We start from the raw sequence: 23,556 nt of genomic DNA, 5'->3' as shown, positions 1-23,556 counted from the left end.
TCACCTCGCGGTGGAGGGTTCGGTCCTCGGTGCGCGGTCCTCGTCGAGAATCCGAACGACGTCGTTGATCAGGAACTCCTGACTGATGATCGTGAGTGCGGTACTGGCTGTCGTCAGCGTCGTGAGGTGCTCGTCCGCGATGTCGCCGGCCGCGAGGTCGCGGGCGGCCGACCCCAGCAGGTAGTACCCGCCGAGCATCGACTTGGTGTCCCAGAGGCCGCGATCGATCATCTCCGCGGTGATCAACGGCTCCCGTTGCCAGAGGAAGTGATCGAGCCCGTCGATCCATAGCAGCGATCCTTCGGCCGCGCGCTGGTGGAGCGGCGCGACGTACTCGTGGACGACGCCGTCGTCGACGGCGTCCGCTGGCGGATACGCCGGCGTCTTCATCCACCACGATAGCTGCTCGCGGGCGTTGACGATGTTCGTCACCAACGCCGTCTGTTCGCCTTCGGCGAACCCGATCTCCGAGAGAGTTGCCGGCAGTTCCTCGATGTGCAGTAGTTGCCGCGTCGTTTCCTCGATGTGCTCGGGCGTAAACGCCGGCAGGTTCTCCTCCGCGCTCGCGAAGAAGCCGACCTCCGCGAGGTGATCGTTGATCGCCCACGCCGACGTCGTCAGTTCCTGATACGCCGATGCGCCCTGTTCGGGAACGCCCATCGCTGCCAACTGGGGTAGCAGCTCGAAACTCTCCTCCAGACCCGCCAGCTCCTCGGTCAACAGCGCCGCGTCGAGCGTGCCGGTCAATCCGGCCCGCACTGCCTCGCCCATCTCGGCGAGCTCACCCGCTGCGCCGCTTGAGACCTCCCCACGGAGATCACGGAGCGTCGCACCGGCGATACTGCCACCGGCGATGATGCCGAGCGCCTTGAGGAACTCGCGACGGTCCGCGTCGCTGACCTCCCCGTAGCTGTATCTGTCTTCTGGATTGGTACCATATGCCATGATGCTCGTTGAGAGTCAGGCTCAATCCCAATAGAAGTTTCCACAGTTTTATCATCTAAATATAGTTACTCGAGAACGTCGACAGATCAGGTTTGTCTCGCCGATTCTGATCTGCAGTTCGTCACGAGCAATCACGTATTGGTCCGATCTCGAACTGACAACCAGGTGTTTCTGACCGAAAACAGGGGGTCAATCAACCATCTGTTCGCACCACTGATACGGGGACAGTAGCGTGGGACGACCGTCTCGAGTCACAAATCGCCGTCGACCGTGGATCACACCGTCTCGAGTTCGAACTGTTCGTTCTCGGAGACGATGTTGAGCACGATACTCGTGTTCGACTGCTTGATGTCGGGATCGGTGATCAGGGATTTGATCTCTTCGTTCATATCGTCCGTATCTTTGAACTTCCCGATCGCGATGACGTCGTAATCCCCCGTGACTTCATAGACGGAGATCATCTGCTGGTGCTCTCTGAGCGTCTGTGTGATCTCGGGCAGCGCGCTTCCTTCGGCTTTGAGTTGCATGACCGCCGTAACGTCGTAGCCGGCGGCGTCGTAATCGACCTTTGGCGTGTAGCCTTCGATCACGCCTTTCTCCTCGAGGTCGGAGAGGTGGTTCGAGACCGTCGTCACGGAGACGTCGAGTTTTTCGGCTAGGCTCCGGAGACTGGCCCGACCGTCTCCGAGAAGTTCGTTTACGAGGTCTGCGTCCAGATTTTCGTAGGTCATTAGCTGGTCTCACGTACGCCACGTACTAGAGGTTTACGAACATCCAGTTCTGTCCAGCGTCAGTGAGTCGATGTCACGAGTTGAACTGCTCCTTCTTGTAGAGGTGTGGATTAGTGGGACCGCCGCCAGAATTCGTATCAGCGAGGAATGGGTTCGTGTTCACCTTCGATCGACTTTCGATACTCACTGGTGACATCTCCGGTCGTGCTCGAGTAGACTGCCGACTCGCCGGTGAAAGCCGAGTCGAACGACGTTGCCGACTTCCGAAACCGAAGGCTGCAGGTTGGTGGAATTCGGTCGAAGTGCTCCGTCTGGGATTTGAACCACGCCCAGACGTGCTCGCTGCGCTGCGCGTGACTGGTCTGATTCAACTCCCAGAGCGTGCGCTTCCTTCTTCGTCACTTCGTTCCTCAGAAGAGTGCTCCGTCTGGGATTTGAACCCAGGTCATCGGCTCGAAAGGCCGAAATGATTGGCCGGACTACACCAACGGAGCGATCCGTCACACGCGTCGTGTGCAACTGTTCGTTGCCGGGGGCTAGTAAAAAGCGTTCCGTTCCGAGGCGACGATGGCACACCCTCACGTATGCGTCAAGTCAACAGTCACTGTCGAAGCCGTGATGTTCCGTCGAACGCCATCGAAAGGGCTCCCTCGACTCCTAACAACTCGGCGAGCGTCGGCGTGACATCGGTCGCGTCGACCGGCCCGTCGCCTGCGAGTGCGGGCGCAGCCGGCCCGCCGAGGCCGAAACAGCCCACGGCCGACTCGTCGACGCGGCCGTGGGAGCCGCTGACCTTCGAGGCGTCGAGCGATACGAGGCCCTCGTCACCGAAAAACAGCTCGCAGGGGTCGAAGCCGGGTTTGGCGTGGATGTCCATCTCGGTCGCGTACGGGGGCGCGTTCGCGCGGTCGTCCCACCAGTAGTACTGGAACCAGGCGTTCGGCTCAGCCACGAGCACGAAATCGCCCGCATTCGGGTGGTCGATCCCGCGCTCGGCTTTCCCCGATTCGTCGAGAACGGCGTCGACTCCCGCGAGCCCTGCGAGCGCCTCTCGAGCGGCCCCGACCGCTCCCTCGTTGGCGTAGACGTGTGCGATCTGATGGTCGACCATCGCAAAGGCATCAGAGACGGAGATGTCGACGTCGCCGTCGGCGGTCGTCTCGAGCAACCCGGCCTCGCGGAGCGCGCGATTCGGGAAGAGTGGTCGGTCGACGTCGTGAAAGCCGTACTCGCTGACGAGCGTGAGGGCAGTCTCGTCCCAGCGGTCGGTCCCGGAGACGAACGCAAGGAAGTCCGCGAGGAGGTCGTCGACGGTCTCGAGTTCAGCCGCGAACGCGTCGCTGCTCGGCCCGTCGCTCTGGCCGACGTAGTCGAGGTGCGGGACGTAGATCCACAGCAGATCTGGATCGAACCGGTCGATCGCCTCGCGGGCAGCCGCGAGTATCCAGCTGCTCCCCTCCTCGTTCGCGCCAGGCCCCCAGTAGTTGTGTAGCGGGAAGTGATGTAGCTCCTCGCGGAGGTCGTCGTAGAAGCCATCGGGGTTCGTCCAGCAGTTCATCTCGAGGATGTCGTTGTTCTCGTCCTCGATCGGCGAGGGTGTGACCGCCACGTCGGCGCTCGTCCCGATCAGGTGCTGGAAATTTAAGACGCCGGTCGTCAGCCCCGCCTCGTCGCTTGCGGTCTCCCAGAGGCGATCGCGACCGTCGCGGTCGCGCTCCCAGAACGCGACGGCGTCGCGCTCGCGGTCGTACTCGCCGCTCGAGACATCGCCGTGTGCGTCGGGTCCGCGGCCGGTCGCGAGGGTGGTCTGGACCGGCACCGTCACGGCGGGAAACGGTGGTCGAAGGTCGGTCACGCGGTCGTTCGGGAAGTACGTCTCGAGCGTCGGCGTCCGATCGGCGTCGATATGCCGGGGCTGGAGGCCGACGACGTCGAGGACGATCACGCGGCCGGCCGTCTCCGTCGATTCGGGTGTGGTCGGATCAGACATGGATCGCAGTGCAGTGTAGTGTCTCGGTCGTAACTGGCGTCACAGGGCGGTCCTCAGGCGTGTCGGTCGGCGTACGCGTACAGCCGCTCGAGTTGCTGGGAGAAGTCGTGCTCGTCGACGCCGAGCGGGGCCTTGAAGAACGATGCGAGCTGGGGCTGGAGGCCGCCGTCGCCGTGGTCGTCGGCGTGGGCGATCAGCCGCACCAGATCGAGGACCAGCGGCGCGGCCAGCGCGGAGTCGGAGCCTTCCCAGGTGAACTGCATTTTCATCTCGGTCTCGAGGAAGCCCTCGAAGTGGATGTAGTCCCAGGCAGTCTTCCAGTCGGCCAGCGATGGCGTGTAGTCGATCCGAACACGGTTGTGCTCGATGTCGGGGAGGATCGAGTCGAGCACGTCACCCTTGCTCGCGAGCTTGCCGGCGGCGTTTTCCTCGTCCTCGAGCACGAGCCCGTCTTTGTTGCCCAGAATGTTGTGGCCCTCCCAGCTCAGAACCCGCAGGTTTCGGCCGGCGAACATGGGCGCGAGCGCGGATTTGACGAGTGTCTCGCCGGTCTTGGCGTCCCGTCCCATATGTGGGACGCCGGTCGCGGCCGCGAGCTCCTCGAGGCCGCCGAGCGCGTTGGCCGTACTCGGCGTGAAGTTCACGAACGGGTGGCCGGCGTCGATCGCGGCGTAGGCGTAGAGCACGCTCGCAGGCAGCTCGCGGTCGTCGTCATCGATCGCCCGCTCGAGCGCGTCACGGCTGTCGTACCGTTCCGGCGCTGCCAGTTCGGGTTCCGTCGAGGCGACGTTGACGACGACGAGGCGCTCGAGATCGTGGTGGTCGCGGAACGTCTCGTAGTCGTCACGGATCTGCTCGACGACGTCGCGAACGGCGAGACGTTCGTCGAGGTATTCGCTTCCCTCGGAGACGGCGGCCCCACAGTTGACTGCCGTGCCGACCTCGATCCGGTCGTCGATCGCGGCCAGATCGTCGCGGACGGCTGCGAGGGTCTCGTCGTCGGGCACGCCGTTGCGATCGCGCTGGCGCTCGGCCTGTGCGACGAGTGGCTCCGGTTCGATGTCGTGGCCGGCGAAGACGAACCCGTCGATCGGCGGCAACTCGAGGCTCGCGACCGGCTCGCGCTCGGTAACCATCCCGGTCGTCTCGGTCACGCCGCGGGCGATTGCGCGGGCGCCGACGATCGACATCGTCGCGACGTTGCCCCGCGCGCCCACCAGCCAGACGCCGGTTCGGTCGTCAGTCGCGGAGTCAGTCCCCTCGGTCATCGGAACTCGTTCGGTCTCGACGACCGGTCGCGCCGTCGAGGCGACGTGGGTTCTCGCGTGCCGGTAGTGGAATGAATGGCACGTGGACGTGACGCGTCTGGCGCTGGTTCGGTAGCGGGCATCCCATCAGAAGTGGGGACCGGACGGCTTTCGTTATGTCTCGCATAGCGGCGGTAATACCTTTTTGGCATGTCACAACACATCATTCCAATATCGGAGCCACGTCGTTTCCGGCGATCAACATCGGCTTTGGGCCTCGAACGATCGGTGCACCAAACCGTTCAGTCATCGGACGGCCCCTATGCGGATCATCGATCCTCACATGCACATGGTCTCGCGCTCGGCCGAGGACTACCGACGAGCGCGGCGAGCGGGCATCGAGTGCTGTATCGAGCCGGCTTTCTGGAGCGGCCAGGACAAGCACCACGCAGGCGCGTTCTTCGACTACTTCGAGCAGATCATCGACCACGAGACCGACCGTGCCGAGCGGGCCGCCAACATGGACCACTACGTGACGATCGGCCTCGAGCCGAAGGAAGCCAACTACCGCGACATGGCCGAGGCGGTCGTCGACCGGATTCCGGAGTACCTCGAGCGCGATCCCGTCGTCGGCGTCGGCGAGATCGGATTCGACCAGGTGACCGACGACGAGGAGTGGGCGTTCCGCCGCCAGCTCGAACTCGCCGAGGATCGCGAGCTGCCGGTTATCGTCCACACCCCCCATACCGACAAGCCGTCAGGGACCGAACGCATCGTCGAGATCATCGAGGAGATGGGTGTCACCCAGGAACGGATCATCATCGATCACAACACCGAGAACACGATCGATATCTCGTCGCGAACCGACTGCTGGCTCGGCTTTACGCTCTACCCCGGCAAGATCGAGGCCGAGTCCGCGATCGACCTGTTGGAGGAGTACGGCACCGACAACATGATCTTCAACAGCGCTGCCGACTGGGACCCCTCGGACCCGCTGGCAGTGCCGAAAGCGCGCGACGAGATGCTCGACCGCGGCTGGGACCGGGAGGAGGTCCGCAAGGTGGTCTTCGAGAACCCCTACGAGTTCTTCGATCAGTCCCCGAACTTCGACTACGAGGCCTGAGATGCAGTTCGGCTTTTCCACCAACGCCTTCCGGGAGTATCAACTCGAGGACGCCATCGAGGCGATCGCTGACGCGGGCTACGATGGGGTCGAACTACTGCTCGACGAACCACACCTGTATCCGCCGACCGCCACCGATGCGGACCACGAGCGCGTCGCCGACGCCCTCGAGCGCCACGGGATCGCCGTCAGCAACGGCAACGCCTTCATGCTGACCGCGATCGAGGACTTCCATCACCCCTCCTACATCGAACCGGATGCGGACTACCGGCGAAAGCGGATCGACTACACGCTCGCAGCGCTCGAGACCGCGGCAGATCTCGGCCTGCCCTACATCTCGATCGAACCCGGCGGGCCGATCCCCGAGGCCAAGTCGCGCGAATGGGCGATAGACACCTTCGTCGACAGCCTCCAAGAAGTCGTCCCGAAAGCCCGCGAGGTCGGTGTCGACCTGCTGGTCGAGCCCGAGCCCGATCTCCTGATCGAGACCGGCGACGAGTTCCTGGCCCTGCTCGAGCGCGTCGACGCCGACTGCGTGAAGTGCAACTTCGATGCCGGTCATTTCTACTGTGTCGGCGCGGACCCGGTCGATCTGATCGACCCGCTCTGGGAGCACACGGAACACTATCACCTCGAGGACATCCCGGCCGACCGGACCCACGAACACACGCAACTCGGCGACGGCGCGATGGACATCGACGCCTTCCTCGGCGCACTCGCGGATCGGGGCTATGAGGGCTTCGTCACCGTCGAACTCTATCCCTACGAGGAGACGCCGGTCGAGACCGCGCGGGAGGCGATGGCGTACCTCGAGGAACGCGGGTGGGCGTAGGGTGGCCGGCGGCGTGTCGTCGGATCGCCCCGAGAACGCCGATGCGGCCAACGACGAGCGCCGTTCCACTCCGACCGGAAGCGAGCGCCGAGGGTCCCTCGGTGCGTACGCCCAACTGGTCCGGCTTCCGAACCTGTTTACGGCACCGCCGGACGTAATTCTCGGCGCCGCGCTGGTGGCTGTCGCCGGCTCCGATCCGTCTCCGATCGCGGTCGCAGGGGTCGCGCTCGCGTCCGTCCTCCTTTATGCCGGCGGCACGACGCTCAACGACGCCTTCGACGCGCCGATCGACGCTCGAGAACGACCGGAGCGTCCCATCCCTGCCGGCCACGTGTCGCGTCCCGCTGCGTTCGGTTTCGGGTTCGGACTACTGGCCGTCGCGGTCGGGGTCGCGTTCGTCGCCGCGGCCGGCCCGGGTGCCATCGCTGCCGGACTGGTCGCTGCCGCGGTCGTCGCCTACGACGGCCTCCTGAAGGGGACCGCTGCCGGCTTCCTCGCGATGGGCGCGACGCGCGGGCTGAACGTCCTCCTGGGGACGACCGCGGCCGGGAGCGCCGTGCTCGCGGCCCCCGCTCGAGTGCTGGCCGTTTCCGCGGTCGTCACCGCCTACATCGCCACCGTCACGTTCATGGCCGACAGCGAGACCGAGGGCGGGAATCGGGGCGCCGTGGCGGCAGCTGGTGGTGGTGCAGCCGTGGCAGTGCTCGCCGTCGGCTGGTACCTCGTGGCCCTCGAGCCGCCCCCGCTCGAGACCGGCGTCGCCATCGGGTTCGCCGCCGCGTTCTGCTGGTGGGTCGGACGGCCGTTGCGAACCGCGTCCGCCGACCCGGTGTCGAGCACCGTCGGGCCCGCGGTCGGCGCGTGCGTCCTTGGCCTCGTATTGCTCGATACGGCCTTCGCCGCCGCTGCCGGGGTTCGGTGGGCGGCCGCTGTCGCCGTCTTCCTCGTTCCGGCGGTCGGACTCTCGCGTGTGTTCGACGTGACGTGATTCGTCCTGTCCGGCAGTAGCACCGCCGAACGGGCACGACGGGCAAACGAATTAGTAGCGTGTCAGTGTACGACAGGTGAACCGATGGTCGATCTCGCTTTCTCGACGAACGCGTACACCGAATACGACCTCTCCGAGGCGGTCCGCCGGATCGCCGACCACGGCTACGCTGGCGTCGAACTGCTCGGCGACGAGCCCCACGCCTACTTCCCTGGCTTCGGCGATGCGGACCGCGAGGCGCTGCTCGAGGCGCTCTCGGAGACCGGCCTCGCCGTCTCCAACGTCAACGCGAACACCGCGATGGGCTACTACGACGACGCGCCGCCGTCGGCCTTCTTCGAACCGAGCGTGATCCGCGCCGACGACGAGGCTCGCGAGTGGCGCATCGACTATACGAAGCGGGCGATCGACCTCGCCGAAACCGTCGACGCGCCGGCAGTCTGTCTGGCGACCGGCCGTCCGCTACCGGGAACCCTGCCCGAGAACGCTCACGACTATCTCCGCGAGTCGCTCCACGAAATCCTCGACTACGCCGAGCCACGTGACATCGACGTCGGTATCGAATTCGAACCCGAACTGCTGGTCGAGAACACCGAGGAGGTGCTGGCGTTGATCGACGACATCGGTCGGGAGTCGCTGGGCGTCAACTTAGACGTCGGCCACGCGGCCGTCTACGGCGAGGACGTCGCCGAGAGTATCCGCCGCAGTGCGGGCTCGATCACGGGCGTCCACCTCGAGGACATTGTCGGCGGCCGCCGGGGAAAACACTACCACCGGATCCCCGGCGAGGGTGACCTCGACTTCCGGGCAATCTTCGACGCCCTCGAGGACGTCGGCTACGACGGGTTCGTGACGCTGGAACTCTACACCTACCCCGACGAGCCCGATCGGGCGGCTCGAGAGGCCGCCGCGGCGCTCGAGTCGTACGTCTGATACGAACGCCGTACACTGACCGCCTTCTCAATCCTTTTTATCCCCCGCGACCGTTCCACCGAGCATGAAATACGTCCGCTTTCGCGATCCAGCCGGCGCAGTCCGCCGCGGCGAGTACGAGAACGGAACCGTTCATTTCGCGAACGAGAGTTACGACCTCGAGAGCGACGATATCGACGTCCTCCCGCCGTCGGAGCCCTCGAAGATCGTCTGTATCGGTCGCAACTACGCCGACCACGCCGACGAGATGGGGTCGGATCTCCCCGACCGGCCGATGCTGTTCCTGAAGCCACCGAACGCTCTCGCCGGGCACGGTGATACCGTCACCGCGCCAGCAGGGAAAGAGCGAATCGACTACGAGGCCGAACTCGGCGTCGTCATCGGCGAGCAGTGTCGCCACGTCCCCGAAGCCGACGCGATGGACGTCGTCGCGGGCTTTACCTGTGTCAACGACATCTCGAACCGTGACGACCAGAATCAAGAACAAAACTGGGTCCGCGGCAAGGCCTTCGACGGCGCCGCGCCGATGGGGCCGGTGCTCGCGACACCCGACGAGGTGCCTGCTGATGCCGCCGTCCGCTCGCGCGTCAACGGCGAACTCAAACAGGACGGCTCCCGCGAGCAACTCATCTTCTCGATCCCCGAACTGATCGCCGAGATCACGACCTATCTCACCTTAGAGCCCGGCGACGTGATCGCGACCGGCACGCCCGAAGGTGTCGGGCCGCTCGCCGACGGCGACGAGATCGAGATCGAAGTCGAGGGCGTGGGCACGCTCGAACACTCGATCCGCCGGCCCTGAGACGAGATTCTAGAGCCGGACAGGAGCGCCGGCGAGTCGAACACTTTTCGGCCCGCTCGAAAAACGATCTCACATGACCGTCCGCTTCGACGCCGTCACCGTCGACTGGTTCGGCCTCGCGACCGTCCGCCTCGAAGGCCAGACTGGCGCCGTCGTCTACATCGATCCCGGACCCGAGGAGTACGGCGTCCTGGACGGACTCGAGCCCCGCGACGGGGATCTGATCCTCGTCAGCCACGACCACCACTACGATCCCAACTCGATCCGACGGGTCGCCCACGAGGACGCGCTGGTCGTCGTCCACGAGTCGATCGACGCCATCGAGAGCGACCGCGTCGACGAAGATCCAACGGCCCTGCCGTTCGACGTGGAACGCGTCGGCGCGGACGAGTCGTTCGTCCTCGGGCCGCTCGATCTGTTCACGACGCCGGCGTACAACGATCCTGCAGGCCCGCATACGGACGCCGATGGACGACCCTATCATCCTGAGGGCCAGGGCTGTGGCTTCGGCATCACGATAGACGGCGTCACCACGTTCTGGCCCGGAGATACCGACGTTCTCCCCGTCCACGAGGACGTGCCGGTCGATTGCTTTCTGCCACCGATCGGCGGCACGTTCACGATGGATCGAAACGAGGCAGCAGCGCTGGCCGAGCGGCTCGAGCCGGATCTCGTGCTCCCAGTGCACTACGATACGTTCGCGGCGATCGAAACCGATGCGGACGCGTTCGTGGTCGACGTCGCACGCCGCGGCGTGCCGGTCGTCCTCGACGAGTGATACGGTCTGCTGTCCCGCTGTCCCGGCGCACCCGCAGGACTGGTCGCGGGTGCGCCGGTACCCACTGACAGAAGTCCGTATAAGTGCAACCCCGGCGGTCTTCATACGCCGACACGCGACCAGCCGAACGCTGCGAGAACGATCAGAACTAGAACACCGAACGCGAGCCACTGCCCGAGCTCGGTGTCGGCCACCGGCGCAAGGACGTCGACGAGGCCGGTCAACTGCAGCAGTCCCAGCGCCAGCACGAGGACGGCCGCGATCGAGATCAGTCCGACCGAGACACCCTCTTTCATCATCCACGCCGTCTCGTCGGCCTCCTGTGCGCCGGAGGTCGTCGGCTCGTCTATCGCCTCCTCGTTCGGGTCGCTGTGCATCGGCCGTTCGCTGTTTTTGTCATCCGCCATAGCACGATTCTAGACGACGAGAGGCCGTGCAGACTGGAACCGGTTGCACCTGCAGACACAGGGCGACGCCGAATCTCCTTTTAACAGCCGTCGAAAATCAGCGTTGGAATCGCGACTCGAAGGAGGTTCTACAGAACACCCATCTCACCGAGCCGTTCGGGGAGATACGTCTCCGTCACGAAATCCAACCCGTGGGACGCCAGCGCCTGCTGTTCGGACTTCTTCCCGAGATCGAGTTGCAGTTCGATCTGTTCCTCCCAGTAGTCGGTCTGGAAGCGCGGGTCCTCGAGTTCGCTCTCCAGGGCGTTGACGTCCGAATCCGAGAGCGGGTCGGTCGGCAGGTCGTACTCGACGATGTCGGCGGGTTGAATGCCGATAAACTGCGCCTCGGGGGTCGCTAAGTACTCCGAGAGGTGGGCGGACTTGATCGAGCCGTAGGCGACCGAGCCGTAGATGCGGTACGACCACGGGTCACCGTCCGTGAAGACGGTGACCGGCAAGTCGAGTTCGTCGTGGAGCCGTCTGGTGATCCGGCGGGTCGCCCGCGCGGGCTGGCCCTTGAGGTGGACGATTAAGGCGTTGTACTCCTCGTCGAAACCGTTCTCGACGAGCCGGTCACGCATCCCACCGGTCTCGACCGCGAGGATGAAGTCGGCGTCACAGTCGAGAAAGTCGATCGTGTCGGGGTTGTTCGGGATCTGGTAGCCGCCTTCACCGACGTCTTTCTGACAGTGGATCTCGCGTTCGCCGCGGCGGGTCTGCTCACGGAGGTGCAGCGGTCCCATGATCGTCGCGCCCGACTCCTCGGGACGCATGTGGAAGTCCTCGCGAGTGACTCCCGAGACGATCTCCAAGTCCTCGATGAGCCCGTTCGATTCGTCCTGATCCGAGAACTGGGCCTCCTTGTTGTCCCAGCTCTCCGAGAGGTAGTAGAGTTCACGCAGAGTCGAAGAGCGATCCTCCTCGAGCTGGTCGGCGAGGAATTCGATGGTGTAGACCGCTTTCAGGAGCTTGCGTGCGCCCCGAACCGAGTTGGCCGACCGAGTCGACTCGCGGTCGCCGTAGACCCAGACGTCTTTGTCCTCGTCGTACTCGATGTTGTTCTTCGTCCGCGTCGGGACGGACATGTGCGGGATCTCGCCGAGTTCGAACTGGTCGTAGAACTGTGCCGCGAGATCGATCAGCTGCTCTCTGGCCTCCTGCGTATCGTCTGCGCTCATTGTGTCTCCGTGATTTTACTTCGCTCGTCACGAGCCATCATTCGCACGCTCATGATGACACCGTTAGTTTCTCACTTTCGACGCCTTTGACGTCCAGATCGAACGTCGCGTCGTCCGGTACCTCGTACTCGAGCGTGGCCTCGTCGTCGCTTCCCACTTCGGGTTCCCACTTGACGAACCACTCGCCGTCCATCTCGACGACGGTCGCGCCGTCGGAGAGGTTCGTCGGTTCGGCCGAGACGATTTCGGTGATCTCGAGCGATTCGTTCGTACTCGAGTTGTTCTCGACGACGACGGAAACGGCCTGGCCGTCACCGTTCGCTTTGGTTTGCCGCTCGACGAGCACGTTGTTCATGATGCGGGCGATCGCGTCGTCGATGTCGGGTTCATCGCGGCCGGTGACTTCGGCGACCTTCGTGGCCATCTCGGGGAGGATCTTCCCGAGGACGTTCTGTTTCTTCCGGCGTTGCTGCATCGACCGGCGCTTGTTCAGATAGCTCTTGAGATCGCGTGCTGCCTCGCGGATCGCGAGTTCGATCTCGTCTTCGATCTCGGGGACGTTGGCGATGGCGTCTTTCGACTCGCTGGTGAAGGGCACGTTCGTCGAGGCGACGTGGATCATGATCACGACCGGCCCGTTGGGCAGCCCGGAGCCGCCGGGCTGGTCGAGGCCGTAGTTGCGCCAGCCGATCGACTTGACCACGTCCGTCGTCGCACAGGCCCCGCGCTGGTAGACCAGCGGCACGCGGTTGGCAAAGCGCATGACTTCGGCGGTTCCCTCGGCGGACAACTCGCCGCCGTAGGCGATGCCGGCCTCGACGATGAACGGATCGCCGCCAGAGACGCCCGCGTCGCGCGTCGCAGAGGCGTAGAAATCGGCGTCGAATTCCTTCTCTAAGCCGGCGGTGATGAGCTCCTCGGAGATCGGCGAGAGACATCGCGTCGGCGGCGCCATGATGTCGGTCGCGCGCATCGCATCGACGAGGTTGCTGGTGGCGTCGCGGTCGCCGTTCAGTTCGCGGACGAGCGGCGGATCGTCGGGAACCGTCGCCATGACGTCCCAGACGGCCTCGACGACGTTCTCGCGGGCCGTCTCACCGAAGGAGACCTCGTCGTACTCCTCGGTCAGATCCGCGGCTCGGTCGACGAACTCCCGGAGCGTTTCGCGTGTGAGTCGGTGGCGATCGTCCTCGAGGTCCTCGAATTTCCCTGCGAGCCGGTCCGCGAAGGCGTGGATCGTCTCGTCGTCTTTCCGCGTGCTCGTCGCGCCGTCCGCGAGTTCGTAGAGGTCGGCGACCAGCCGTGAGTCGCCGTCCGCGCCGGTGGCTGCGTCAGCGTCGTCCGCCTCGGAAGCGTCGATGAGCGCGAGCCAGACGGCCTCGACGGCGTTTTCGCGGACAGTGTCGCCGAACGTCGTTCCGTGGTCGTCCGCGACCGTTTCGGCGGCCGAGTCGACGGCCGCGAGCAGTTCGTGGTGAGCGATGCGGTCCTCGTCTGCGACCGCGTCGGCGATGGCATCGGCGAAGGCGGTCGTCGCGTCGGGACCCTTGTTCGCCGTCGCGTCCTCGACTGCGGCGTTGAGATCGATCTCCTCGTGGTCGGCCGGCGGTCGCCAGCGCATCTCGCGGCCGTAGTGGCGGTCGCGGAACGCGTCGATGATCGAGTCAGCAGTCTTCTTGCCGACGCGGGTGAACTCCTCCTGGACGAAACCAGAAACCGTCTGAGAGTCGGTCGCCGCCAGCATCTTCATGACGGTGCCGAGTTCGACGCCGTGGGGATGGGGGCGGATCTCCTCGGTTTCCTCCGGCAGCTGGTCTGTCGCGCGCTCGAATTTGAAGTGTTCCTGCGGTTCGCGCAGCTCGAGGCGGGCATGGGGGTTGACGACCGCCGTATGCTTGATATAGTCGTGGAGCTGCCCGCGGGCGCGCATGTTGGCCTCCATCTCGAGTTCGATGCGGGTGCCGTGGGGCCGATCCCAGGTGGTCGTCTCCTCGACGCTGATCTCGGGCTCGTTTTCGTCGGTGTCGACGATGAGCTCGAAATACTCGGCCTCCTCCGAACCCTGGGTGCGACTGGTGATCTTGGCGGGCTTGCCGCTGGTCAGTTGCGAGTAGAGAACGGCGGCGGAGATCCCGATTCCCTGCTGGCCGCGGGATTGTTCGCGTGCGTGAAAGCGAGAACCGTAGAGAAGCTTCCCGAACACCTTGGGGAGTGATTCTTTCGTCAGTCCCGGGCCGTTGTCCTCGACGATCAGGCGATAGTAGTCGCCGGCTTCCTGAATCTCGACGTAGACGTCCGGGAGAATGCCCGCTTCCTCGGCGGCGTCTAAAGCGTTGTCGACGGCCTCTTTGACGGCCGTGACGAGGCCTCGAGCGCCGCTGTCGAAGCCGAGCATGTGCTTGTTCTTCTCGAAGAACTCGGCGATGGAGATCGACTGCTGGCTCTCGGCCAGCTCCTCGGCGATCCCCGGCTCGTCACCGAGTGTCGACTGGAACGACGTCATCGTCTCCCTGTACTAACGGCGGGGCTAAAAGGTGTGCGCTACCGGAGTGAAAGTGAATCGGTAACAGGTCACCGGCGGGTGATCGGGGCTCGCGACCCCGGTTGCAGTGGTCGCGAGGTCGCGAACGGCATCACTCCTCGAGCGGTGGCCACTCCCACGCGTCGGCTTCGACGACGCCGAGCAAGTGCCGCCGACGGTCGGTTAGCTCCGCGAGCGCCTCGGCGAACGCCGGATCCGAGACGGTCGGGATGTCGTCCGTGCGGAGCCGATCGAGGTCCGGCGCGCGGGGAACCGACGGAGCGGGTTCGATAAAGGACTCGTCGAGCGTCTCGAGGTAGCTCTGGGCGCTTGAGCGGGCAGTCTCGACGACCGCCGGATCGGGGCTATCCTCGTCCGGAATCCCGTGTCGGAAGAGCGTGAGCGACTCGTCCAGGATGGGGACGGCCACGGCCGAGGCGCGTTCCCCTTTCTCGCTGTGGTAGTAGTGCAAGATCGGATAGGATTTGTGCTGTTCGGCGAGGGTACTCAGCTCCGAGCCGAGCGTCTCGAGGGTCAACTCGAGGCCGTCGAAGTTCTGGCCGTTCCAGCCCGCGCGGACGAACGCCTCGCTCCGGCCGCCCAGTCCCGTGACGGTGCTGGCGAAGGCTCGCTTGTCGGAGACGGCCCCGAGCACGGTGAGGACGTAGGAGACGCCGAGCGTGACGAAGGCCATGCCCGTGGCCGTCGTGAACGCGCTGGCGACTTCCCAGACGTCGCCGCCGTACAGCGGGGTGTAGTCGCCGTTCCCCTCGGTGAACATCGTGTAGGCGACGTAGTAGAACCGCCCCCACCAGTCGGCAGTCCCGCCAGTGCGCGTGTCGACCAGCGCGGTCGGGTAGCTGGCGAAGATGAACGTCCAGCCGATCCAGATGAGGCCGATCCACAGCACGAGCGTCAGGGTGAGAATGAGCGGGCCGGCGAGACTGAGCGCCCGGTCGTGATTTCGCGTCACGACCCGGAGGCCTCTCCAGACACCTGTCGTGAGTCGGCCGGAGATCGGTCCCGAGCCGCCGTCGACCCACAGCGTCGTCCAGAGGATGTCGACGATCCCACCGACGAGCAACGCGATGCCGACGGCGAGGTAGATCAGGTTCATTCGACGACCGCTCGCTGCTCGACGACGTCGGCCAGCACGTCCGCGATTTCCGCGTTCGTTTCGGGGCTGTAGTGGCCACCCTCTCCACGCTCGACGTACAGCGACTCGACGTCGCCGTCGTCGGGCGAGAGGTGGGTCGCCATGTCGATCGTCGTCAGCTCGTCGTAGCGCTCGTCGAGGCGCTCCATCAGGTCGCCGTAGATCGGACCGTGTTCAGCCTCGTATTTCGCGTAGCGGAGTTGCTGGACCATCACGAAGACCGGTTCGAACTCCCGTTCGTCCGCGTAGTCGACGAACTCCCGGATGAGCGCATCGAAGAGGGGTTCGTGGGTCTCGAACAGCCGCTCGTGATATCGCACCCGGGGCTGTTCCAGCCGCAGCGCCGACTGCGTCTGGGCCAGATCGAAGTCGATCTCCGGGATCGATCGACCGAGGCGACGCTCGAGCTCCTTCCCGGCCGTGTAGCCGGCGTATCGGAGGTGTTCACCTTTCTCGAGGAAATCCGTGGTGTAGGGCCGCGTCGCCAAGTGCGGCTCGAACCAGTGATCGTAGTGGAAGTCGTACTCGCGCAGGAAGTCGGCCTCGGACTCGAGGTCGAGCAGCTCTTCTTTCTCGTCGACCGGGCTCTCGATGCGCTCGAGGCCGTCGTCACCCAGCACGTACCGGGGTTTGACCGCCAGGATGTTGCCGAACTCCTGGTAGTGTTTCCAGACGCTCAGGATGCGCGCGATCGAGGAGGCGGTGACGACCATGAAGACGTGGTCGGTCGGGTCCTCGGGATACGTGCGCTTGAGGCGCATCAGCGCCTGATCGAGCCCGTAGTTGCCGCCGCCGTAGTTGGCGACGTGAGTGTCGAGTTCCGTCGCGAGGTAGTGCTGGAACGTCTCGTCGTTGTCGACCTCCCGGCAGAAACAGTAGGAATCACCGTAGGTCGAGACCGTGGTGTCGGCGCTCTCGTCCCGGTCTTTCGCGGGACAGACCCGACTCGCGTACTCGTCGGTCGAGTAGGTTACCACGCTGCGGACCTCTTCCCCGGGGAGGTGGTCGCCCGTGTCCTTCTGTTTCTCCCGGTTCGGCTGGGGTGCCCACCCGAGTTCGGGGTCGAAGCTGCTGAACTTCCCCAGTAATTCCCGGTCGATCTCGGGAAATTCCTCGGTGGCGACCGAGGGGAGCCGCTCGAGCGCTCGATACGACACAACCTCGAGGACCACTATGCCACCGATGAGAGCGATCGCCATCGCGACGAACGGAAGCATCGGCTCGTCGTACAGGGACGGCAGGGAAGGGGATTGTGCCGGAATCTGCCATTCCCGGTCATCGACGCGAACGAAAGCGTTCGCTGCCCGCCATCTCGAGGTCTCCGAACGGCCAGCCGCGTCGAACCGGTCACCGAACCACGGTGACCGGGACGGGCGAGTGTCTGACGACGACCTCGGCGACGCTGCCGAGCAGGATCCGCGCGACGCCGGAGCGGCCGTGGCTGCCGATGACGACGTGATCGATGGCATCGCGTTCGGCGCACTCGATGATCTCCTGGGCCGGTGATCCCGTTCGCGTCCAGGTTTCGACGTCGATTCCGTGCTCGTCGGCGATGGCTACGGCCGTGGTCAACTGGTCGGCGGCGTCGTCGAGCAACTCCTCGGGATCGTGGCCTGAGTCGACGTCGTCCGCGGTGTTCGGGATCGACGGCATCGAAGCGGGATCGACGACAGCGAGAACGATGAACTCCCCGTCGGGAAACAGGTCGAACGCGTACGCGAGCGCCTCGCGAGCGGGCTCGGAGTCGTCGAACGGGACGAGGATCCGCGGTGGCATGAGGACAGTCCGACGTCCACGCGCGTCGCCTTCAGTCTGGATCCGTCACTTGCACCGTGGCCAGTCACAGCGCGAGGTAGGGGCCGACGGCGAGGAGGACGATTCCCAGCGCGATCTTCAGTCGCTCGGGGTCGACGACGTGGGCGACGCGCCAGCCGACGACGACGCCGAGCAACAGCGGCGTGCCGACGACGACCGCGAGCGGGACGAGGACGTTTCCCTGCAGGAAATAGCCTGAGGCCGCGAACGTCGCGATAAAGATCGACTGGACCTGCGCGACGGCGACGGCGAGCAACATCGGGACGCCGACGAGCACCAGTGCGGGGACGGCGAGCACCGGTCCGCCGATCCCCAGCAGGCCGCTGGCGACCCCGAGGGCGAACCCGAGCCCCGCGAGTACCGCTTGTCCGAAGCGGGTCAGCGGCTCGAGGTCGTAGATCGGGCTAAACCCCCGCCGCTCGCGATAGAGGATGACCCCGCCGACGGCCATCGCGACGCCCCCCAGCAGGAGCCCGAAGACGGAGCGCGGAACGAACTGGTTGATCGACGCTCCAGCGAGCGCGCCGAGGACGCTCGAGCCGCTGAGGACGATCGCGATCGCACGGCTCTCGCCGGTGTTCATCTCCCCGGAGTGGAGGTAGGCTGCGCTCCCGACGAGCCCCGTGACGACGAACGTCGCGTGGGCGGTGCCGGCGACCTGACTCGAGGCCAGCGGCGTCAGCGAGTACAACGCGATCGTCACGAAGATCCCGCCGGGGCCGATGGTGGTGATGCCGATCCCCGAGAAGAACGCGATCGAGACGAGCAACAGGACCAGCGAGAGGCCGAACGGAAGCTCGAGCATCGGGACGGAGCACCGTGACCGACGTGTCCGTCCCGGGACCCCTGACTCTTCGGGTTGCAAACGAGTCCCTTCAGATGACCCCTTGTCAGTTAGCGTCGGCGCATCCACGATCCGCTATGTGAGTGCGCCGGGACCCAGTGACAGCAGCCCGTCTCAGAGGAGGTCCATGATCGATTGCGCCAGCGATTCGGCCGTCACGAGCGAGACGAGGAACATCAGGGCTACGACCACGAGGAAGAGCGCTCGCTCAAGGCGGCTCGGATCGACGTAGCGTTCGATCGCCGCGAACAGTGCCAGCGCCGTGATCGGCAGGCCGACGACGCCGTTGACCGCGGGCATCAACAGTGCCAGTCTCACTGGCGTGAACTCGGTGAACGCGAGGATCGGGATCGCGAGGAGGACCGAGAGGCCGATCAGGAAGTGGACGGTTCGCCGGAAGTGCATGTCGCCGAACGTGGTCGTCAGTTCGTAGGACTGTGGGATCATGAAGCCGGCGGCGAACAGCGTCCCGGTCGCACTCGTAAAGGACGCCGCACCGACCGCGAGGACGAATATGCCGAGTACCCACGGGCCGATCATGTCGACGAGCGGCTGGGCTGGTGCGGTCAACGTCAGCGTCTCGTCGGGGACGGCCATCGCCGCCGCAATGATGACCGTCGCGCTCAGCGCGACCACGGCGGCCAGCCCGACCGTGTGGTCCTTGCGGTACCGGGAGACGTCCGTCCAGTCTTTCTCGTGTTGCATGCTCGTCTGAATGAAGAAGTTCGGATAGTAGACCGTCGTCCCCAGCAGTGCGATGATCATCGTCAGATAGCTGATGTCGCCAGAGACCGTCGGGACGAACCCGGTTGCAACGGCACCCATTGGCGGCTGGAGGTTCGCCACGATGAGCAGGTACGAGGCAAAGATGGCCAGGACGAGCGTGGCGATGACGCCCTCGATGCGGCTGTAGACCCGGAGTTCGACGAGCGAAATCCCGAGCGCGGCCATGACGACGATCCCCACGTACAGGTTCGAAAGCGGGGTGAGAAAGACCAGTGCAGCCCCAGCGAGCGCGTAGTTGGCGACGCTCCAGAACTGCATGATAAAACCGATCCCGATAGCGAACGGCTTCGCCGCCGTCGGCCCGATCACGTCCCGAATGTAGTCCATCAGCGGTTCGTTCTTCGCGGCCAGTCGGGCGGACATCTCGTGCATCGTCAATCCGACGCCGAGCGCCAGCGGCAGGACCCACAACAGGCCGAAGCCGAAGCCGACACCCGCTTGCGTCAGAATGTAGACGGACCCGGCTCCGAAGATATTCGCCGCAAAGAGAAGACCGAGCCCGTATTGATGAATGGTTTCTTTTGCCTTTTCGACAGGAACGTCCACTGCGGTACTGTGTTCTTCCATGTGTGGGATGATTCCGAAAACGGACAGGTGTCTCGAGCCCTCGAGCGCGCAACCAGCCTCGAGCCTCGAGGGGGAGCGGACGGCGTCTGACCTGTGGACTGTATGACGGAACTCTGTACCGGACACGAAGCCTGGGATTCGGTTCAGCGGAAAGCTTGAGATAGCAGACAGTGTTTTAGATTACAGTCAAAAGTAATACTATATTACCGCGAGCGTGGGGTTCTTCCGACGCCAGCGAGCCGTGGCAGAGGAAGTTGCCTTCAGACCAAGGCCTATACAGTTCTATCTATTACCCGAGGTGAAGACCATAACCTATGCAAGGACAATCTCAGCAGCAGGCCTACGACCGGGGAATCACCATCTTCTCCCCGGATGGACGCCTCTACCAGGTCGAGTACGCACGCGAGGCAGTCAAACGCGGTACCGCAAGCGTCGGGCTCTGCACACCCGATGGCGTCGTCCTCGCCGCCAACCGCCGGGTCAGCTCCCCGCTTATGGAACGCTCGAGCGTCGAGAAGATCCACAAGGCCGACGATCACGTCGGCGTCGCAAGCGCCGGCCACGTCGCCGACGCGCGCCAGCTCGTCGACCTCGCGCGACGACGCGCACAGGGCGAACAGCTGCGCTACGGCCAGCAGATCGGCGTCGAGACGCTGACGCGCTCGATCACCGACCACATTCAGGAGTATACGCAGACTGGCGGTGCACGCCCGTTCGGCGTCGCACTGCTCGTCGGCGGGATCGAGGACGGCGAGCCGAAACTGTTCGAGACCGACCCCTCGGGGACGGACTACGAGTGGAAGGCGGCCGCTATCGGCGGCGACCGTGACGTCATTCAGGGCTATCTCGAGGACAACTACCAGTCCGATCTCGACGTGGATGGCGGCATCGAACTCGCCGTGAGCGCGCTCAGCGAACCCGAAGAGGAAGTCGTCGCCGCCGAAGATGTCGACGTTGCGACGATCACGACTGACGATGAGTCGTTCAGTTCGGTCGCTGAGGACCGCCTCGAGTCGATCGTCTCGGAGATCGACATGGAGGAAAGCGATGAATAACTGGGCCCCACAAAGCAACGCCGACCCGTCGCCGTACGAGCCCGAACTGGGGTCGCTTCCAAACGGCAGCCGGGCGGGTGACGACGGCGACACCGTCAACAAGACCGGCACGACGACGATCGGCATCGCGACCGACGAGGGCGTCGTCATCGCGACGGACATGCGTGCCAGCCTCGGCGGCCGATTCGTCTCGAACAAGAACGTCCAGAAGGTCGAGCAGATCCACCCGACCGGCGCGTTAACGCTCGTCGGCTCGGTCGGCGGCGCACAGTCGTTCATCCGGACGCTGCGCTCTGAGGTCGACCTCTACGAAGCCCGTCGCGGTGAGTCGATGGACATCGAGGCGCTGGCGACGCTGGCTGGCAACTTCGCCCGTGGCGGCCCGTTCCGGGCGATCAACCCCATCCTCGGCGGCGTCGACGACGAGGGGAGCCACGTCTACAGTATCGACCCTGCCGGCGGCGTCATGGAAGACGACTACACCGTCACTGGCTCCGGGATGCAACTGGCCTACGGCCTGCTCGAGCAGGAGTACGCCGAGGACCTCTCGCTCGAGGACGCCAAGTCGGTCGCGGCCCGCGCGATCAAATCGGCCGTCGAGCGCGACACCGGCTCCGGCAACGGCGTCTTCCTCGCAGAGATCACCGCCGAGGGAGTCGAGATCGAGGGTCACGAGGAGTTCGACGCGGTAATCTAACGCTGCCGGATAAGACGGGTCAGACATCGGCCACACGCAAGACGTGATCGGCCCTGTACTGGCCGTCTCCGGCCGTGTTCTCTCTCGGCCGATCGTTCTGTCGGCGGGCCGACTGCTCGCGCTCGCGCGCGTACACGTGACTTTTATTAGGGGCGGACCACTACCCGAAAGCAGGTTTTACATGTCCCAGGAAAGCGAGTACGGAGCCGGGCAGATCCAGGTCTTAGAGGGCCTGGAGGCCGTGCGAAAGCGACCGGCGATGTACATCGGCTCTACCGATTCTCGAGGACTGCACCACCTCGTCTACGAAGTGGTCGACAACTCGATCGACGAGGCGCTGGCCGGCTACTGCGACGACATCACCGTCTCCATCCACGAGGACGGCTCGGTGAGCGTCGCGGACGACGGCCGCGGCATCCCCGTCGACACACACGAGGAGTACGACCGCCCCGCACTCGAGGTCATTCTGACAGTCCTCCACGCCGGCGGCAAGTTCGACAACAAGTCCTACCAGGTCTCCGGCGGCCTCCACGGCGTCGGCGTCTCGGTCGTCAACGCCCTCTCCGAACGACTCGAGGCCGAGGTCAAACGCAACGGCGGTGTCTTCCGACATGCGTTCGAAGCCGGCGAACCCGTCGGCGACATGGAGCGGGTCCGCGATATGGAGCCCGACGAGGAGACCGGCACCGAGATCCGCTTCTGGCCCGACACGGGCATCTTCGAGACGGGCGAGTTCGCGTTCTCGACGCTCTCGAACCGGCTTCGGGAACTGGCATTCCTTAACTCGGGCGTCCGCATCACGCTCCGCGACGAGCGCGAGGAGGCCGGCGACGACGGCCCCGTCGCCGAGACCTACGAGTACGACGGCGGCATCCGTGAGTTCGTCGAGTATCTCAACGAGACGCGCTCGGCGATGCACGACGACGTCATCTACTTCGAGGACGAAGACCAGAACATCCAGGTCGAAGTGGCCATGCAGGCCACCGAGGAACTGCAGGGCTCGATCCACGCCTTCGCGAACAACATCAACACCCGCGAGGGTGGCACCCACCTCACCGGGTTCAAGACCGCCCTCACACGGACGGTCAACGACTACGCCAACGAGAACGACCTCCTCTCGGATCTCGAGAACAACCTCAAAGGCGAGGACATCCGCGAGGGGCTCACGGCAGTCATCTCGATCAAACACCCAGATCCCCAGTTCGAGGGCCAGACGAAGACGAAACTCGGCAACTCCGAGGTCCGGGGGATCGTCGAGAGCGCCATGCACGAGGGCCTTGGAACCTACTTCGAGGAACACCCCGATACCGCCGAGGCCATCGTCACCAAGGCCGTCGAGGCTGCGAAAGCCCGGATGGCCGCGCAAAAGGCCGAGGAACTGACGCGGCGCAAGTCCGCCCTCGAGTCCACGTCCCTCCCGGGGAAACTCGCTGACTGTCAGACCAAAGACCCCGACGAGGCCGAACTGTTCATTGCGGAGGGTGACTCCGCGGGCGGCAGCGCAAAACAGGCCCGCAACCCCGAGTTCCAGGCCGTCCTCCCGATCAAGGGGAAGATCCTGAACGTCGAGAAACACCGGCTCGACCGCATCCTCGAGAACGACGAGATCCGGAACATGATCACCGCGATCGGCGCGGGGATCGGCGACGAGTTCGACGTCGACGACGTCCGCTACAAGAAGATCATCATGGCGACCGACGCCGACGTCGACGGTGCCCACATCCGAACGTTGCTTTTGACGTTCTTCTACCGGCACATGCGCCCGCTGCTCGAGGGGGGCTACGTCTACGCGACCCAGCCGCCACTCTACCGCATCCGATATCGCGGCGAGACCTACGATGCGATGACCGACGCCGAACGCGACGAGATCGTCGCGGAGAAATGCGACGGCAACCCCTCCCAGGTCCAGCGGTTCAAGGGGCTGGGCGAGATGAACCCCGAACAGCTCTGGGAGACGACGATGAACCCCGACAACCGCATTCTCAAGCAGATCACGATCGAGGACGCGGCGGCGGCGGACAAGATGTTCTCCGTCCTGATGGGCGACGCCGTCGAACCCCGCAAGCAGTTCATCAAGGAGAACGCGCCGGAAGCAGAGTGGATCGACATATAATTTATA

21 protein-coding genes and 1 tRNA gene are annotated in these 23,556 nt (G+C 64.6%); 9 read left to right on the top strand and 13 right to left on the bottom strand.

The genetic code is table 11. The annotated features are described in order from the left end of the window. The 5 genes from ACFR99_RS00305 to ACFR99_RS00285 all read right to left on the bottom strand — a co-directional run bounded on the left by ACFR99_RS00305 (position 1) and on the right by ACFR99_RS00285 (position 4,934). On the bottom strand, positions 1-945 hold the full coding sequence (locus tag ACFR99_RS00305; protein WP_390283166.1) for a hypothetical protein: 945 nt from the start codon (positions 943-945) through the stop codon (positions 1-3). Positions 946-1,220: 275 nt separating this feature from the next. Then, complete coding sequence (gene lrp / locus ACFR99_RS00300) at positions 1,221-1,676, bottom strand: HTH-type transcriptional regulator Lrp (RefSeq protein ID WP_390283164.1); 456 nt, start codon at positions 1,674-1,676, stop codon at positions 1,221-1,223. A 419-nt stretch (positions 1,677-2,095) separates the two neighbouring features. Then, positions 2,096-2,170, bottom strand: a tRNA-Glu gene (locus ACFR99_RS00295). Between the two features lie 107 nt (positions 2,171-2,277). Continuing rightward, positions 2,278-3,666, bottom strand: coding sequence for an alkaline phosphatase family protein (locus tag ACFR99_RS00290; protein WP_390283163.1), 1,389 nt, complete (start codon positions 3,664-3,666; stop codon positions 2,278-2,280). Between the two features lie 53 nt (positions 3,667-3,719). Beyond that, positions 3,720-4,934 (bottom strand): inositol-3-phosphate synthase, encoded by a 1,215-nt coding sequence (locus ACFR99_RS00285; RefSeq protein WP_390283161.1) that lies wholly within the window; start codon positions 4,932-4,934, stop codon positions 3,720-3,722. A gap of 301 nt (positions 4,935-5,235) precedes the next feature. On the opposite strand from ACFR99_RS00285, the gene ACFR99_RS00280 reads away from it, so the two are divergent. The 6 genes from ACFR99_RS00280 (at position 5,236) to ACFR99_RS00255 (ending at position 10,369) form a co-directional block, all read left to right on the top strand. Beyond that, positions 5,236-6,036, top strand: a complete 801-nt coding sequence (locus ACFR99_RS00280; protein WP_390283160.1) for a TatD family hydrolase — start codon at positions 5,236-5,238, stop codon at positions 6,034-6,036. Position 6,037: 1 nt separating this feature from the next. Beyond that, on the top strand, positions 6,038-6,868 hold the full coding sequence (locus ACFR99_RS00275) for a sugar phosphate isomerase/epimerase family protein (RefSeq protein ID WP_390283158.1): 831 nt from the start codon (positions 6,038-6,040) through the stop codon (positions 6,866-6,868). A gap of 1 nt (position 6,869) precedes the next feature. Then, positions 6,870-7,856, top strand: a complete 987-nt coding sequence (locus tag ACFR99_RS00270; RefSeq protein ID WP_390283156.1) for a UbiA family prenyltransferase — start codon at positions 6,870-6,872, stop codon at positions 7,854-7,856. Positions 7,857-7,940: 84 nt separating this feature from the next. Then, the gene (locus ACFR99_RS00265; protein WP_390283154.1) at positions 7,941-8,789 is read left to right on the top strand and encodes a sugar phosphate isomerase/epimerase family protein; all 849 of its coding nucleotides are present in this window, start codon (positions 7,941-7,943) and stop codon (positions 8,787-8,789) included. 64 nt (positions 8,790-8,853) lie between these two features. Beyond that, the gene (locus ACFR99_RS00260) at positions 8,854-9,591 is read left to right on the top strand and encodes a fumarylacetoacetate hydrolase family protein (protein ID WP_390283152.1); all 738 of its coding nucleotides are present in this window, start codon (positions 8,854-8,856) and stop codon (positions 9,589-9,591) included. A gap of 73 nt (positions 9,592-9,664) precedes the next feature. Next, positions 9,665-10,369, top strand: a complete 705-nt coding sequence (locus ACFR99_RS00255; RefSeq protein ID WP_390283150.1) for an MBL fold metallo-hydrolase — start codon at positions 9,665-9,667, stop codon at positions 10,367-10,369. Positions 10,370-10,470: 101 nt separating this feature from the next. Here the strand turns inward: ACFR99_RS00255 and ACFR99_RS00250 are convergent, their stop codons facing one another. From ACFR99_RS00250 to ACFR99_RS00215, 8 genes are all read right to left on the bottom strand, one after another. Next, complete coding sequence (locus ACFR99_RS00250) at positions 10,471-10,776, bottom strand: hypothetical protein (protein ID WP_390283148.1); 306 nt, start codon at positions 10,774-10,776, stop codon at positions 10,471-10,473. Between the two features lie 128 nt (positions 10,777-10,904). Then, positions 10,905-11,996, bottom strand: coding sequence for a DNA topoisomerase IV subunit A (locus ACFR99_RS00245; protein WP_390283146.1), 1,092 nt, complete (start codon positions 11,994-11,996; stop codon positions 10,905-10,907). 49 nt (positions 11,997-12,045) lie between these two features. Then, on the bottom strand, positions 12,046-14,499 hold the full coding sequence (locus ACFR99_RS00240) for a DNA topoisomerase VI subunit B (protein WP_390283144.1): 2,454 nt from the start codon (positions 14,497-14,499) through the stop codon (positions 12,046-12,048). A gap of 130 nt (positions 14,500-14,629) precedes the next feature. Beyond that, positions 14,630-15,634 carry a two pore domain potassium channel family protein gene (locus ACFR99_RS00235; protein ID WP_390283142.1) on the bottom strand — a complete coding sequence of 335 codons (1,005 nt, stop codon included), beginning with the start codon at positions 15,632-15,634 and terminating at the stop codon, positions 14,630-14,632. After that, positions 15,631-16,890 (bottom strand): hypothetical protein, encoded by a 1,260-nt coding sequence (locus ACFR99_RS00230; RefSeq protein ID WP_390283140.1) that lies wholly within the window; start codon positions 16,888-16,890, stop codon positions 15,631-15,633. Before ACFR99_RS00230 ends, ACFR99_RS00235 begins: the two co-directional genes overlap by 4 nt. Before the next feature lie 130 nt (positions 16,891-17,020). Then, positions 17,021-17,449, bottom strand: coding sequence for a universal stress protein (locus tag ACFR99_RS00225; RefSeq protein ID WP_390283139.1), 429 nt, complete (start codon positions 17,447-17,449; stop codon positions 17,021-17,023). A 64-nt stretch (positions 17,450-17,513) separates the two neighbouring features. Then, entirely contained in the window at positions 17,514-18,293 is a 780-nt protein-coding gene (locus tag ACFR99_RS00220; RefSeq protein WP_390283137.1) for a sulfite exporter TauE/SafE family protein, read from the bottom strand. A gap of 153 nt (positions 18,294-18,446) precedes the next feature. After that, complete coding sequence (locus ACFR99_RS00215; protein ID WP_390283136.1) at positions 18,447-19,685, bottom strand: NRAMP family divalent metal transporter; 1,239 nt, start codon at positions 19,683-19,685, stop codon at positions 18,447-18,449. Positions 19,686-19,999: 314 nt separating this feature from the next. Here ACFR99_RS00215 and psmA point away from each other — a divergent pair, with 314 nt between their 5' ends. The 3 genes from psmA to gyrB all read left to right on the top strand — a co-directional run bounded on the left by psmA (position 20,000) and on the right by gyrB (position 23,550). After that, complete coding sequence (psmA, locus tag ACFR99_RS00210) at positions 20,000-20,740, top strand: archaeal proteasome endopeptidase complex subunit alpha (RefSeq protein WP_390283134.1); 741 nt, start codon at positions 20,000-20,002, stop codon at positions 20,738-20,740. Beyond that, a complete protein-coding gene (gene psmB / locus ACFR99_RS00205; RefSeq protein WP_390283132.1) occupies positions 20,733-21,437 on the top strand; it encodes an archaeal proteasome endopeptidase complex subunit beta in 705 nt (234 codons plus the stop codon). Before psmA ends, psmB begins: the two co-directional genes overlap by 8 nt. A 181-nt stretch (positions 21,438-21,618) precedes the next feature. Then, entirely contained in the window at positions 21,619-23,550 is a 1,932-nt protein-coding gene (gene gyrB / locus ACFR99_RS00200) for a DNA topoisomerase (ATP-hydrolyzing) subunit B (protein ID WP_390283131.1), read from the top strand. Positions 23,551-23,556 lie beyond the last annotated feature (6 nt).

It is taken from the genome of Haloarchaeobius amylolyticus, from assembly GCF_042678045.1.
In the GTDB taxonomy this organism is placed as follows: Archaea; Halobacteriota; Halobacteria; order Halobacteriales; family Natrialbaceae; genus Natrinema; species Natrinema amylolyticus_A.
This window is presented reverse-complemented; position numbering and strand designations above follow the sequence as displayed.

Coding starts and splice junctions, on each gene's coding strand:
- ACFR99_RS00305 (WP_390283166.1), bottom strand. CDS start 945: ATGGCATATGGTACCAATCCAGAAGACAGATACAGCTACGGGGAGGTC.
- lrp (WP_390283164.1), bottom strand. CDS start 1,676: ATGACCTACGAAAATCTGGACGCAGACCTCGTAAACGAACTTCTCGGA.
- ACFR99_RS00290 (WP_390283163.1), bottom strand. CDS start 3,666: ATGTCTGATCCGACCACACCCGAATCGACGGAGACGGCCGGCCGCGTG.
- ACFR99_RS00285 (WP_390283161.1), bottom strand. CDS start 4,934: ATGACCGAGGGGACTGACTCCGCGACTGACGACCGAACCGGCGTCTGG.
- ACFR99_RS00280 (WP_390283160.1), top strand. CDS start 5,236: ATGCGGATCATCGATCCTCACATGCACATGGTCTCGCGCTCGGCCGAG.
- ACFR99_RS00275 (WP_390283158.1), top strand. CDS start 6,038: ATGCAGTTCGGCTTTTCCACCAACGCCTTCCGGGAGTATCAACTCGAG.
- ACFR99_RS00265 (WP_390283154.1), top strand. CDS start 7,941: ATGGTCGATCTCGCTTTCTCGACGAACGCGTACACCGAATACGACCTC.
- ACFR99_RS00260 (WP_390283152.1), top strand. CDS start 8,854: ATGAAATACGTCCGCTTTCGCGATCCAGCCGGCGCAGTCCGCCGCGGC.
- ACFR99_RS00255 (WP_390283150.1), top strand. CDS start 9,665: ATGACCGTCCGCTTCGACGCCGTCACCGTCGACTGGTTCGGCCTCGCG.
- ACFR99_RS00250 (WP_390283148.1), bottom strand. CDS start 10,776: ATGGCGGATGACAAAAACAGCGAACGGCCGATGCACAGCGACCCGAAC.
- ACFR99_RS00245 (WP_390283146.1), bottom strand. CDS start 11,996: ATGAGCGCAGACGATACGCAGGAGGCCAGAGAGCAGCTGATCGATCTC.
- ACFR99_RS00240 (WP_390283144.1), bottom strand. CDS start 14,499: ATGACGTCGTTCCAGTCGACACTCGGTGACGAGCCGGGGATCGCCGAG.
- ACFR99_RS00235 (WP_390283142.1), bottom strand. CDS start 15,634: ATGAACCTGATCTACCTCGCCGTCGGCATCGCGTTGCTCGTCGGTGGG.
- ACFR99_RS00230 (WP_390283140.1), bottom strand. CDS start 16,890: ATGCTTCCGTTCGTCGCGATGGCGATCGCTCTCATCGGTGGCATAGTG.
- ACFR99_RS00225 (WP_390283139.1), bottom strand. CDS start 17,449: ATGCCACCGCGGATCCTCGTCCCGTTCGACGACTCCGAGCCCGCTCGC.
- ACFR99_RS00220 (WP_390283137.1), bottom strand. CDS start 18,293: ATGCTCGAGCTTCCGTTCGGCCTCTCGCTGGTCCTGTTGCTCGTCTCG.
- ACFR99_RS00215 (WP_390283136.1), bottom strand. CDS start 19,685: ATGGAAGAACACAGTACCGCAGTGGACGTTCCTGTCGAAAAGGCAAAA.
- psmA (WP_390283134.1), top strand. CDS start 20,000: ATGCAAGGACAATCTCAGCAGCAGGCCTACGACCGGGGAATCACCATC.
- psmB (WP_390283132.1), top strand. CDS start 20,733: ATGAATAACTGGGCCCCACAAAGCAACGCCGACCCGTCGCCGTACGAG.
- gyrB (WP_390283131.1), top strand. CDS start 21,619: ATGTCCCAGGAAAGCGAGTACGGAGCCGGGCAGATCCAGGTCTTAGAG.